This window comes from Ralstonia sp. 24A2 (assembly GCF_051783885.1).
In the GTDB taxonomy this organism is placed as follows: Bacteria; Pseudomonadota; Gammaproteobacteria; order Burkholderiales; family Burkholderiaceae; genus Ralstonia.
In genome coordinates this window covers 2391195-2402948 of sequence record NZ_JBPVZD010000002.1, presented here as the reverse complement: position 1 = coordinate 2402948, position 11754 = coordinate 2391195, and the positions used below count along the sequence as shown (strand labels likewise).

The window sequence follows — 11754 nt, the reverse complement described above, 5'->3', positions numbered from 1 at the left end:
TAGACAGGAGACACCATGGGTACGCTGAAATCGCTGTTCAATCTCTCTGGCAAGACAGCACTGATCACTGGCGGCTCGCGCGGGCTCGGCCTGCAGATTGCTGAAGCACTGGGCGAGCAGGGCGCACGCATCGTGCTGTCGGCGCGCAAGGCCGACGAGCTGAAGGAAGCGCAGGCGCATCTGAAGTCGCTCGGTATCGAGGCCGACTGGATTGCCGCTGATGGCGCTGTCGAAGCCGACATCCAGCGCTTGGCCGACGAGGCGCTCGCCAAGCTGGGCCACATCGACATCCTCGTGAACAACGCCGGTGCCACGTGGGGTGCCCCGGCCGAAGACCATCCGGTTGAGGCGTGGGACAAGGTGATGAACCTGAACATCCGCGGCCTGTTCCTGCTCACGCAGCAGATTGGCAAGCGTTCGATGATCCCGCGTAAGTACGGGAAGATCGTCAACGTGGCGTCGATTGCCGGCCTGAAAGGCAACCCGCCGGGCTCGCTCGATACGATCGCCTACAACACCAGCAAGGGTGCCGTGGTCAACTTCACGCGCGCCCTGGCAGGCGAGTGGGGCGAGCACGGCATCACCGTCAACGCCATCGCCCCTGGCTTCTTCCCGTCGAAGATGACGCGCGGCTCGCTGGAAAAGCTGGGCGTCGACAAGCTGACCGAGAAGTCGCCCCTGCATCGCATTGGCGACGACGAAGACCTCAAGGGTGTGGCCGCGCTGTTCGCGTCGGATGCCTCCAAGCACATCACCGGGCAGATTCTGGCCGTCGACGGTGGCGTGAGCGTGGTCTAATTTCGGCTGCTCCCACTCTTTTGAACGCAGCATGAGCGCAGACAACAACGGTTTTCCGATCGAGATCCCTTTCCTGAAGCTCCTAGACATGCGCTGCCTGAAGGCGGCGGACGGCGAGGGCATCGTCGAACTGGCGCTGGAAGACCGCCACATGAACAGCTGGGAAATGGCCCACGGCGGCGTGACCATGACGATGCTCGACGTGGCCATGGCCATGGCTGGCCGCTCGGCCGACGTGCATGGCCGCGGCGTGGTGACGATCGAGATGAAGACGGCGTTCATGCAGCCCGGGCGCGGCAAGCTCAAGGCCAGCGCGCGCTGCGTGCACCAGTCCACCACCATGGCCTTCTGTGAGGGCGAGGTGAGGGACGACGACGGCAAGCTCGTTGCACGTGGCTCGGGCACGTTCAAATTCGTCAAACGTATGCCGCCGCCGCGCACGCCCGAATTGGACACATCAGCAGGCGCGGACGGCTGATCCAGGCATACCGCAGTTGCAGTACGGCATACCCAGTTGCACGCCGGCCGGGCAGGCAGTAAGGCCCGGCCCATAAGAAAAGCAATCACGGAGACAACCATGCAACAACCCGCACGGCGGAGGGCGTCTGCCCTTGCCATCACTCTGCTTTGCTGCACCGGACTGACCATGACCCTGGAAGGATGCGCCTCCAACTCCACGCCGGTTGATGCGCCTGCCGCAGGTGCACCGACCACCGTGCAGGCCCCGCCGGCACCCGCAGTACCAAGCGCGCCCGCGCAGAAGCCGCTCACCGCAGACGAATCCGACCCGAACAAGATGGGTTGGATGCAGGGTTTCCCGCCGCCGCCCGATCGCATCATTCGCTTTGACCTGGCGGGCAACATGTTCCCGCGTACGCGCTATGGCTTCAGCCATGTGCGTGAGTTCGTGCCGACACGTGCGGTCTGGCACGGCGATGGCCCGGTCAGCAAACTGCCGCGCGCCGAACGCGATATCAGCGGTGTGCTGTTCACCGATCCCGAGGGCGTGCGCCGCACTTTTGCCGAGGCACTGAAGCTGACGTACACCGACGGCATTCTCGTCATGCACAAGGGCAAGGTGGTGTATGAACGCTACTTTGGCGCGCTCAATGCACATACCCAGCACATAGCCATGTCGGTCACGAAATCGTTTGTGGGCACGCTGGCCGCCATGCTGGTGGCCGACGGCAAGCTCGATCCGGCCGCGCCCGTCACGCAATACGTGCCGGAACTCAAAGGCAGTGCCTACAGCGACGCCACCGTACGCCAGGTCATGGACATGACCATCGGCGTGCACTATTCCGAAAACTACGCAGACCCGAACGCCGATGTCTGGGCCTACGCCCGTGCCGGCGGCATGCTGCCGCGCCCAGCGGGCTACAAAGGGCCGGACAACTTCTACGATTACCTCGTCACGCTTAAGAAGGAAGGCGAGCATGACGCGGCGTTTTCGTACAAGACCGTCAACGCAGAAATCCTGGCCTGGATCGTCCGTCGCGCATCCAACAAATCATTGGCTGCGCTGCTGTCCGAGCGCATCTGGCAACCGATTGGGGCAGAGAACGATGCGTACTTCGGGGTGGACAGTATCGGCACCGAATCCGGTGGCGGTGGTCTGAACACCACGCTGCGTGATCTGGCCCGCTTTGGCGAGATGATCCGCAACGACGGCCGCTTCAACGGCCGCCAGATTCTGCCCAAGAGTGTGATCGACGACATCCGCCGCGGTGGTGACCCTGCCAAGTTTGCCAAGGCCGGCTACGCCACACTGCCGGGCTGGTCGTACCGCAATATGTGGTGGGTCTCGAACAATGCCCACCACGCCATTGAGGCGCGCGGCATCCATGGTCAGGCCATCTATATTGATCCGGTAGCCCAGATGACCATCGTGCGTTACGCCTCGCACCCGATTGCGGCCAATGGCGCCAATGACCCGATCACACTGCCAGCGTTTGGTGCGCTGGCGGAATTCTTCATGCACCAGAAGTGACCTACTCGAATATCTAGGAGCGCATTCATGTCGAAGACGTATCAACGCATCGTTCTGGCGTCCCGCCCGCAGGGTGCCGTGACGCCGGACAACTTCCGTCTGGAGACGGCTGACATCCCCGAGCTGCAGGACGGCCAGGTGCTGGTGCGCAACCATTTCCTGTCGCTCGATCCGTACATGCGTGGCCGTATGAACGACAGCAAGTCGTATGCGCAGCCGCAGCCGTTGGACGAAGTCATGATCGGCGGCACCGTGGGCGTGGTGGAAGCCTCGAAGAACCCGTCGTTTGCCGTGGGCGACAACGTGGTCGGCATGTTCGGCTGGCAGGAAGTGGGCGTGTCCGACGGCCGTGGCATCCAGAAGGTGGATACGCGCCACATTCCGCTATCGGCGTATCTGGGCTCGGTCGGCATGCCCGGCGTGACGGCGTGGTACGGCCTGAACAAGATCATGCTGCCGAAGCCCGGCCAGACCGTGGCGGTGAGCGCTGCTTCGGGCGCCGTGGGCAGCGTGGTTGGTCAGCTCGCCAAGCTCAAGGGCTGCCGTGCCGTGGGCTTTGCCGGCGGCAAGGACAAGTGCGATTACGTGGTCAACGAGCTCGGCTTTGACGCCTGCATCGACTACAAGGCCGCCAAGGACCCGAAGGAGCTGTACCAGATGCTGAAGGCCGCGACGCCCGATGGCATCGACTCGTACTTCGAGAACGTCGGCGGTTCGATCCTGGATGCTGTGCTGTCGCGCATGAACGCGTTCGGCCGCATCGCCATGTGCGGCATGATCGCAGGCTACGATGGCCAGCCGCTGCCGCTGCAGAACCCGCAACTGATCCTGGTATCGCGCCTGACCATCGAAGGCTTCATCGTCTCCGAACATATGGACGTGTGGCCGGAAGCACTGCGCGAACTGGGTGGCTTCGTGGCGCAGGGCAAACTGAAGTTCCGCGAGAGCGTGTCGGATGGCCTGGCGAGTGCGCCGGAAGCCTTCATGGGCCTGCTCAAGGGCAAGAACTTCGGCAAGCAACTTGTGAAGCTGGTCTGACGTTTTAACGTCGATGTGCGGACTGTCAATCGCTTGACAGTCCGCCGGGCGAGGGCCGCCACAGAATGGCTCCACCCACAACGACTGCGTGAAGGAGACACCATGAACGCACCTGAAATCGCCCAAGCCAAGCGGCCCGAAGACATGGCCAGCAACCTCAGCCCCGAGGCTGCTGCCCGCTATCGCAACCTGCCGCGTCCACCGCAATTTGCCACCGTGGCCGAAGAGCGCCTGCATCGTAAGCAACGCCTGGCAGCAGCGTTTCGCCTGTTCTCCAAATTTGGCTTCGACGAAGGCGTAGCCGGGCACATCACCGCACGCGACCCGGAGCATCAGGACAGCTTCTGGGTCAACCCGTTCGGTGTGCATTTCAGCCAGGTGACGGTGTCGAACCTGATCCGCTGCGATCACCACGGCAACGTGGTCGAGGGCGACTACCCGGTCAACGCAGCGGCTTTCGCGATTCACTCGCGCGTGCATGGGGCACGGCCGGATGCCGTAGCCGCAGCGCACTCGCACAGCACGTATGGGCGCGCATGGTCGACGCTCGGCCGCAAGCTCGATCCGCTCACACAGGACGTGTGCGCCTTCTATGGCGACCACGCGGTGTATGACGATTTCGGCGGTGTGGTGGTCGAGCTGGATGAAGGTCAGCGCATTGCCGAGGCGCTCGGCGACAACAAGGCCGCCATCCTGCAAAACCACGGCCTGCTGACCGTCGGCAAGACGGTGGACGAAGCAGCGTGGTGGTTCATCACCATGGAGCGCTCCTGCCAAGTGCAGTTGTTGGCCGAAGCCGCAGCCGCACGCACCGGCGATGCGCCGCGCACGATTTCCGATGCCGCCGCGCGACAGGCGTATTCCATCGTCGGCTCGGCGCAGGCAGGGTGGTTCCAGTTTCAGCCGCTGTACGCCCGCATTGTCAAAGAACAACCCGATCTGCTCGACTGATCGGTTCTCAACACCTGGAGCATCCATGACGGACTTGATCCTGCATCATTACGCCACCTCGCCGTTTTCAGAGAAGGTGCGTTTGATCCTCGGCTACAAAGACCAGCCGTGGAAGTCCGTCACGGTGCCCGTCATCCTGCCCAAGCCGGATGTGATGCCGCTCACCGGCGGCTACCGGCGCACGCCGTTTCTGCAGATCGGCGCAGACATCTACTGCGACACCGCGTTGATTGCGCAGGTGCTCGAATCGATTCATCCGCTACCAAAGCTGGTGCCGTCCGAGCAGGCGGCGGCGGTATTTGCCATGGCGCAATGGGCGGATACGACGCTGTTCTGGGCGTCGGCGACCTTTGTCATGCAGCCTGCCGGTTTTCAGAGTCTGTTTGGCAGCATGCCCGAGGAGTTCGTCAAAGCCTTCGTGGAAGACCGCAAGGCCATGCGCGCAGGCGGTACCGGTTTGCGTACACCACCGCAGGAAGCCACATCCACGCTGCATGTCTTCCTCGCGCAACTGGAGCGGCAACTTGCCACCGGTGAGCACATCTTCCTGTTCGGTGAGCAGCCGAGCGTGGCTGATTTCTCCGTCTACCACTGCCTGTGGTTCATCCGCCGTGCGACGGGCGTGGCGGGCATTCTGGACGCGCATCCGGAGGTGGTGGCGTGGATGCATCGCGTTGCCGCGCTCGGCCATTCGCAGGCCCAGCCGATGACGCCTGCCGAAGCGCTGGACGTCGCCAAGGCCGCCACACCGCGTGCGCTGACTGAACCGAATGCCGCTTTCGACGATCGCTATGGCCTGCCCAAGGGCACACGCGTGACGGTGGCCGCAGTCGACTACGGCGTCGACCCGATCGAAGGCGAGTTGATCGTCTCCACCCGCGACACGGTGGGCGTGCTGCGCGAAGACCCGCGCGTCGGTCAGGTGGTGGTGCATTTCCCGCGCGTGGGTTACGCCGTGCGCAAGGTTGAGGTAGCAGGCTAGGCGTTGGACACGCGAGCTTTGCCGCTTTGATCGCCTTTCATGACAACAACACGAGAGAGACACGTATGAAGCAATTCGCAGGCGGCGTGGCCGTCATCACGGGCGGTGCGTCGGGTTTCGGCAAGGAGTTCGCCAAGAACGCGGCCGGGTTGGGCATGAAGCTGGTGCTGGCCGATATCCAGCAGGACGCGCTGGATGCCGCGGTGGCTGAGTTTGCAGCGCAGGGCGTGGAAGTCATCGGCCTGCGCGTTGACGTGTCGAAGGTGGAAGACGTCCAGGCGCTGGCTGATGCCGCCATCAAGACGTTCGGTAAGGTCAACCTGCTGTTCAACAACGCAGGTGTGGGCGCTGGTGGCCTGATCTGGGAGAACACCGAGCGCGATTGGGATTGGGTGCTGGGCGTGAACCTGCATGGCGTGATCCACGGCGTGCGCATCTTCACACCGCTGATGCTGGAGGCCGCAAAGAAGGACCCGTCATACGAGGGCCATATCGTCAACACGGCATCGATGGCGGGGCTGCTGAATGCGCCTGCCATGGGCATCTACAACGTGTCCAAGCACGCGGTGGTGGCGTTGTCCGAATCGCTGTATCAGGATTTGAGCCTGGTGACGGAACAGATTCATTGCTCGGTGCTGTGCCCGTACTTTGTGCCGACGGGCATTACGAAGTCACACCGCAATCGCCCGCAGGACCTCGCCAATACGGCGCCACCCACGAAATCGCAGCTTGTGTCGCAAGCCATGTCGGACAAGGCGGTCAGCTCCGGTAAGGTGACAGCGGAGCAGGTCGGCCAGATGACATTTGATGCGATTCGCGATGCGAGCTTCTACATCTATTCGCATCCGCATGCGCTGGCGCCGGTGCAGCATCGTTTTGAAGACATCATCTCGCAGCGTAATCCGTCAGACCCGTTCGAGGGCAAACCGGACGTGCGTGCGCGTCTGGTGGATGCACTGCGCGACTAACGCTCATCCCAAGACTCCGGAGCCGCCATGACCGCCACCACTGCAGCCGCCATCACTGAATCGCAGTTCGCCGATCTGCCCAACGGCACGCGGTTGCATTACGCCAGCGCCGGCAAGCGCGGTGCGCCGCTGATGCTGTTCGTGCATGGCTTTCCGGAGTTCTGGTACGAGTGGGAAGCACAGCTCGCGGCCTTTGGCGATACGCACTTTGCCGTGGCACCCGACATGCGCGGCTACAACCTGTCGAGCAAGCCGGCGGCAGTGGATGCGTATCGCCCGAAGTTGCTGGTGCAGGATCTGACGCAGTTCATCACCACGCTGGGCTACGAGCGTGCCATCGTGGTCGCGCATGACTGGGGCGGGGCGATCTGCTGGAACCTCGCTATCCAGCATCCGGAGCTGGTCGAACGGCTGGTGATCATCAATTCGCCGCATCCGTGGGTGTTTGCGAATGCGTTGCTGAGCGATCCGGCTCAGCAGGCCTCGTCGGCCTACATGAACTGGCTGCGCAAGCCCGGTTCGGAAGAGGCGCTGGCCGCCAACGAGTTCGAGAAGCTGGAAGGCTTCTTCCACGGCATGGGACAGCCGGTGGCCGAGTGGTTTACGCCGGAGGTACGGGCACGCTACCACGCTGCATGGAGCCAACCGGGCGAGGGCGGCTCGCACGGCCTGACGGGCGGCGTGAACTACTATCGCGCCTCGCCATTGCACCCACCGACCGAAGGCACTGCACCGCTGCGCATCGACCAGATGCCGCCTGAAGCATTCGTTGTGAAGGTGCCCACGCTGGTGATCTGGGGCGAGATGGACATGGCGCTGCCAAAGGGCCTGCTCAACGGGCTGGAGCGCTTTATTCCCGATATGCGCCTGGAGCGCATTCCCAATGGCACGCACTGGGTGGTGCACGAACAGCCGGAGCGCATCACTGCGCTGATCCGGCCGTTTGTTGCGTAACGCTCTGGCTTACATCGACTCCGCCAGCATGCGGCGGTAATCATCCGCTGTGGCGATGCGCGGGTTGGTCTTGTGGCAGTGGTCGAGCAAGGCACCGTCGACCACGTGCTCCAGGGCATCCTCCGGCACGCCCATCTGATGTAACCCGGTCGGCAGCCCCAGGCGTGCCGTCAGGTCGTGCACAGCCTGCGCGAGGTCCGCACCGGCCGGCAGGTTCATCACACGGCGCATGCGCGCATAGCGGTTGTCTCGCACCACCGTTTCCGCCGTTTCGTTAAAGCGCAGCACCGCCGGCAGCACGACCGCGTTGAGCGTGCCGTGGTGCAGCCCTGTCTTGCCGTTCACCTTCACACCGCCCAGCGGGTGCGACAGCGAATGCACGCACCCCAGCCCCTTCTGGAACGCCATCGCGCCTTGCATCGAGGCGCTCATCATGTTCAGCCGCGCATCGCGGTCGGCACCATCACGCGTGGCGCGCTCGATGTTGGCCCAGGCGCGCTCCAGGCCGTCTAGCGCGATGCCGTCGGCGGGCGGGTTGAAGGCGGGGGCGAGGAACGTTTCGATGCAATGCGCGATCGCATCCATTCCGGTAGCGGCTGTCAACGCGGGCGGCAGGCCGAGCGTCAACTCCGCATCGCAGATCGCCGATTTGGGCAGCAGGTGCCATGAGTGGAAGCCGAGCTTGCGGCCATCCTCTAGGATGATGATGGCGCCGCGTGCCACTTCGCTGCCGGTGCCGGCGGTGGTGGGAATGGCGATCAACGGTGCGGCGGCTTCCGTGATCTTCGCGCTGCCGCCCTCAATGGTCGCGTAGGTGGTGAGCGGCTCCGGGTGCGTTGCCGCAATGGCGATGCCCTTGGCCAGGTCGATCGATGAGCCGCCACCAATAGCAATGAGACCATCGCAGCCGGCATCCTGGTATTGCGCGCTGGCCTTCAACACCATCGCCTCAGTCGGGTTGGAAGGCGTTTCGTCGAACACGGTGACGGGCAAGCCGCCCGTGGCATCGATGGCCCGCTGCGCCAGCCCGGCGGCGGCCACGCCCTTGTCAGTCACGATCATCGGCCGGCGGATGCCGACGCGCGCGCATTCGCTCTTCAGCTCATTGACCGTGCCAAAACCAAGGTGAACGTGGGTGAGATAAAAGATGAGGGCCATGCGTTGTCTCCGGATGGTTTGTTTGCGTCGCCCGTCTTGTTCTGCGGGCGTGGTTCAATGGATACTTCGATAATAGCCAAATTAGAACGATCGTTCAGTTAACACCCCCATGCAGTCCCCGTCTCTCGATCCGCACGTTGCCCAGTTGCTCGACCTGGTGGCGCGTGCCAAGCGTCCGCCGCTGAACGCGCTCGACCCCGCCGACGCCAAGATCGCCTACGAAAAGAGCAGCCCCATCGTCGACATCCCGACCATTCCGCTCGAAGCCGTACATGATCTGACGGTCACGGCGCGCGATGGCTATGTCATTCCGATTCGCACGTACGCTGCGCGCGAGGCGAGCTGGGCCGATCCGCTGCCGTTGCTGGTGTACTTCCATGGTGGTGGTTTTACGGTGGGTAGTATCAAGACGCACGATCAGTTGTGCCGGTCGCTTGCCGCCAAATCCGGCGCGATGGTGTTGTCGGTCGATTACCGGCTCGGGCCAGATTGGAAATTCCCGACCGCCGCCAACGATGCCTTCGATGTGCTGCAGTGGGTGTTCGATGAAGCCGCCATCATCGGCGCCGACCCTGCGCGCATTGCGTTCGGTGGCGACAGCGCGGGCGGTACGCTGGCGGCTGTCACGGCCATCGAAGCGCGCAATCGCGGCTTTGAGCCCGTGCTGCAGTTGCTGGTCTACCCCGGCACCACTGCATACGAGAACACACCGTCGCACCGTGAATTCGCCGAGGGCTACCTGCTCACGCAGGAGATGATCCACTGGTTCTTCTCGCAATACCTGCGCACCGACGCCGATCGCGACGACTGGCGTTTCGCCCCGCTGGACGCAGGCGGGAAGGGTGCAGACGTGCAGGGTGTCTGCCCTGCGTGGGTTGCCGTGGCCGGTTTCGACCCCATCCGCGATGCGGGCATCGGCTACGCACACAAGCTGCGCGATGCCGGCGTGCCGGTCGAGCTGAAGCTGTACGAAGGCATGATCCACGACTTCTTCAAGATCGGCCGCTTCGTGCCGGCCGTCGAAGACGCGCACCGTGACGCCGCCAACGCGCTGCGCCGCGCCTTCGGCACCGAGACGGAATAAGCCACAACGAGAGGAGATCGCATGGCGATCGAGGATTTCCGCCACAGCACGCCGCTGCGCGTGCGCTGGGCCGAAGTCGATGCACAGAGCATCGTCTTCAACGGCCACTACCTGCTGTATGCCGACGTGTGCATCACCGAGTACTGGCGCAGCATCGGCGTGCGGTATCCGGTGGACGTGGTTGATACGTTTGGTGTCGATTTCTACGTGGTCAAATCCGCGCTCGAATACCACGCGTCCGCGCGTTTTGACGACGAGCTGGACCTGCGTTGTCGCGTGGCGCGCCTGGGCCGCTCCAGCATGCGTTTTATCATCGAGATGTATCGCGCAGACGAGCACCTCGTCACCGGTGAAGTCATCTACGTGTGCGCTGATCCGGCCACGCAGACCTCGGCACCGATTCCTGACACGCTGCGCGATCGCATCCACAATTTTGAAGTACTGAAGCCTGAAGTGTGAGAACTGAGCATGACTGCCCCTGAATCTGTCCGCCCGCTTGCCGGTGTTGAAGTCGACCGCTGGGACGCCGTGCGCGAAGAAGCGCGCGCCATCCGCTACGACGTGTTTGTCATCGAGCAGGGCGTTCCTGTCGAACTCGAATGGGACGAGTGGGACGACCAGTGCTGGCACGCTCTGGCGCGCGACACCGCGGGCCGTTCGGTTGCCACCGGCCGCCTGCTACCCGATGGCCATATCGGCCGCATGGCGGTACGCAAGGAAGCGCGCGGCACAGGCGTTGGAGCACGCGTGCTGGACGCGTTGATCGACAAGGCCCGATCGCTCGGTTACCCGGAATTGATCCTGAATGCGCAAACCCACGCCATGCCGTTCTATACCCGCGCCGGCTTCACGGCCGAGGGCGCGGAGTTTGAAGAAGCCGGCATTCCGCACCGGACCATGCGCCGCGTACTGTAGCAGCTCGGCTATACGTTGATCGCCTGGGCGGCCCGCACAATTGCTGCGATGGCCGCCTGCGCTGCCGGCGATGCGGTTCTGCCGTGCAGCCGCACGATCCCCGTGATGGAGGGCGGCGACAGCCAGCCTTTCACCGCCAGCCGGACCAGCGCGCCGGATTCCAGTTCTTCTCGTACGGCAGCATCCGTTGCGCCCAGCACGGTGTCGGTGGTGAGCGCCACCGTTTTGAGCACACCGTAGTTGTCGCATTCGAGCGCGATGCCGGCTTCCTGGCCTGCGGGCAGGCCCAGGAGGTTGGCCAATTCCACCTTTGACGGGCTCAGCAGTTTTGGCACGGCAATGCCGTACTCCCAGACTTCGCGAAGCGTGTGTTCGCCCTCGGCCAGCGGATGGCCGGCCCGCACGTAGAGGTGAGGCGGCTGACCACCGATCGGCTGGATGTCGAGCGCGGCATCTTTTGGCATGTCGCGCACGTCGGCGGCGAAGAATTCGATGCTCTCCATGCGCAGGCTTTCCAGCAGTTGTACCCAGTTGCCGACTTCCATGCGCATCGCTACCTGCGGATGCTGCTGCCGTAATGCGCGCAGCGCTTGCGGCATAAGCGTGGCGGTCAGCAGTGGGCCCACACCGAAGGCGGTATCGCCTAATTGGCTGTCGCGGTACAGATCCACGTCACGCTGCAGGCAACGCGCCTCGAACAGCAGCTTGCGCCCGCGCGCGATCACGAATTCACCGGCGGCGGTGGGGCGCACGCCGCCCACATCCCGGTCGAACAGGCGGATGCCCAGGTCGTCTTCAATAGCCTGGATGCTGCGACTGAAGGCGGGTTGGCTCAGGTGTGCCAGCTCGGCGGCGCGAGCGAAGTGCAGGGTGTCAGCCAGGGCAACGACGTGACTCAGGCGGCGCAAGTCCATGG

13 protein-coding genes are annotated in these 11754 nt (G+C 63.6%); 11 read left to right on the top strand and 2 right to left on the bottom strand.

All coding sequences use genetic code 11. The features are described from left to right. The first annotated feature begins 15 nt into the window (after window positions 1–15). The 8 genes from ACS13N_RS16110 (at window position 16) to ACS13N_RS16075 (ending at window position 7681) form a co-directional block, all read left to right on the top strand. Window positions 16–798, top strand: coding sequence for an SDR family oxidoreductase (locus ACS13N_RS16110; protein WP_438932566.1), 783 nt, complete (start codon window positions 16–18; stop codon window positions 796–798). A gap of 31 nt (window positions 799–829) precedes the next feature. Further along, a complete protein-coding gene (locus ACS13N_RS16105; RefSeq protein ID WP_438932565.1) occupies window positions 830–1276 on the top strand; it encodes a PaaI family thioesterase in 447 nt (148 codons plus the stop codon). A gap of 99 nt (window positions 1277–1375) precedes the next feature. Then, a complete protein-coding gene (locus ACS13N_RS16100) occupies window positions 1376–2788 on the top strand; it encodes a serine hydrolase domain-containing protein (protein WP_438932564.1) in 1413 nt (470 codons plus the stop codon). Between the two features lie 27 nt (window positions 2789–2815). Further along, a complete protein-coding gene (locus ACS13N_RS16095) occupies window positions 2816–3826 on the top strand; it encodes an NADP-dependent oxidoreductase (protein ID WP_438932563.1) in 1011 nt (336 codons plus the stop codon). 102 nt (window positions 3827–3928) lie between these two features. Continuing rightward, window positions 3929–4777 (top strand): class II aldolase/adducin family protein, encoded by an 849-nt coding sequence (locus ACS13N_RS16090; protein ID WP_438932562.1) that lies wholly within the window; start codon window positions 3929–3931, stop codon window positions 4775–4777. 25 nt (window positions 4778–4802) lie between these two features. Then, entirely contained in the window at window positions 4803–5759 is a 957-nt protein-coding gene (locus ACS13N_RS16085) for a glutathione S-transferase family protein (protein WP_438932561.1), read from the top strand. A 65-nt stretch (window positions 5760–5824) separates the two neighbouring features. Further along, complete coding sequence (locus ACS13N_RS16080) at window positions 5825–6727, top strand: SDR family oxidoreductase (RefSeq protein WP_438932560.1); 903 nt, start codon at window positions 5825–5827, stop codon at window positions 6725–6727. 27 nt (window positions 6728–6754) lie between these two features. Then, complete coding sequence (locus ACS13N_RS16075; RefSeq protein WP_438932559.1) at window positions 6755–7681, top strand: alpha/beta fold hydrolase; 927 nt, start codon at window positions 6755–6757, stop codon at window positions 7679–7681. Between the two features lie 9 nt (window positions 7682–7690). Here ACS13N_RS16075 and ACS13N_RS16070 read toward each other — a convergent pair whose 3' ends face one another. After that, a complete protein-coding gene (locus tag ACS13N_RS16070; protein WP_438932558.1) occupies window positions 7691–8839 on the bottom strand; it encodes an iron-containing alcohol dehydrogenase in 1149 nt (382 codons plus the stop codon). Window positions 8840–8948: 109 nt separating this feature from the next. On the opposite strand from ACS13N_RS16070, the gene ACS13N_RS16065 reads away from it, so the two are divergent. The 3 genes from ACS13N_RS16065 to ACS13N_RS16055 are packed head-to-tail and all read left to right on the top strand — an operon-like array spanning window position 8949 to window position 10838. After that, complete coding sequence (locus tag ACS13N_RS16065; RefSeq protein ID WP_438932557.1) at window positions 8949–9923, top strand: alpha/beta hydrolase; 975 nt, start codon at window positions 8949–8951, stop codon at window positions 9921–9923. A 21-nt stretch (window positions 9924–9944) separates the two neighbouring features. Next, window positions 9945–10382 carry an acyl-CoA thioesterase gene (locus ACS13N_RS16060; protein ID WP_438932556.1) on the top strand — a complete coding sequence of 146 codons (438 nt, stop codon included), beginning with the start codon at window positions 9945–9947 and terminating at the stop codon, window positions 10380–10382. Between the two features lie 9 nt (window positions 10383–10391). Then, window positions 10392–10838 (top strand): GNAT family N-acetyltransferase, encoded by a 447-nt coding sequence (locus ACS13N_RS16055; protein ID WP_438932555.1) that lies wholly within the window; start codon window positions 10392–10394, stop codon window positions 10836–10838. 8 nt (window positions 10839–10846) lie between these two features. On the opposite strand, the gene ACS13N_RS16050 is transcribed toward ACS13N_RS16055, so the two are convergent. Further along, window positions 10847–11752, bottom strand: coding sequence for a LysR family transcriptional regulator (locus ACS13N_RS16050; protein WP_438932554.1), 906 nt, complete (start codon window positions 11750–11752; stop codon window positions 10847–10849). Window positions 11753–11754 lie beyond the last annotated feature (2 nt).

What these genes read in the sequence shown, in the direction of transcription:
- ACS13N_RS16085 (WP_438932561.1), top strand. Translation starts at nt 4,803, where the DNA reads ATGACGGACTTGATCCTGCATCATTACGCCACCTCGCCGTTTTCAGAG.
- ACS13N_RS16110 (WP_438932566.1), top strand. Translation starts at nt 16, where the DNA reads ATGGGTACGCTGAAATCGCTGTTCAATCTCTCTGGCAAGACAGCACTG.
- ACS13N_RS16100 (WP_438932564.1), top strand. Translation starts at nt 1,376, where the DNA reads ATGCAACAACCCGCACGGCGGAGGGCGTCTGCCCTTGCCATCACTCTG.
- ACS13N_RS16050 (WP_438932554.1), bottom strand. Translation starts at nt 11,752, where the DNA reads ATGGACTTGCGCCGCCTGAGTCACGTCGTTGCCCTGGCTGACACCCTG.
- ACS13N_RS16090 (WP_438932562.1), top strand. Translation starts at nt 3,929, where the DNA reads ATGAACGCACCTGAAATCGCCCAAGCCAAGCGGCCCGAAGACATGGCC.
- ACS13N_RS16095 (WP_438932563.1), top strand. Translation starts at nt 2,816, where the DNA reads ATGTCGAAGACGTATCAACGCATCGTTCTGGCGTCCCGCCCGCAGGGT.
- ACS13N_RS16070 (WP_438932558.1), bottom strand. Translation starts at nt 8,839, where the DNA reads ATGGCCCTCATCTTTTATCTCACCCACGTTCACCTTGGTTTTGGCACG.
- ACS13N_RS16055 (WP_438932555.1), top strand. Translation starts at nt 10,392, where the DNA reads ATGACTGCCCCTGAATCTGTCCGCCCGCTTGCCGGTGTTGAAGTCGAC.
- ACS13N_RS16075 (WP_438932559.1), top strand. Translation starts at nt 6,755, where the DNA reads ATGACCGCCACCACTGCAGCCGCCATCACTGAATCGCAGTTCGCCGAT.
- ACS13N_RS16060 (WP_438932556.1), top strand. Translation starts at nt 9,945, where the DNA reads ATGGCGATCGAGGATTTCCGCCACAGCACGCCGCTGCGCGTGCGCTGG.
- ACS13N_RS16080 (WP_438932560.1), top strand. Translation starts at nt 5,825, where the DNA reads ATGAAGCAATTCGCAGGCGGCGTGGCCGTCATCACGGGCGGTGCGTCG.
- ACS13N_RS16105 (WP_438932565.1), top strand. Translation starts at nt 830, where the DNA reads ATGAGCGCAGACAACAACGGTTTTCCGATCGAGATCCCTTTCCTGAAG.
- ACS13N_RS16065 (WP_438932557.1), top strand. Translation starts at nt 8,949, where the DNA reads ATGCAGTCCCCGTCTCTCGATCCGCACGTTGCCCAGTTGCTCGACCTG.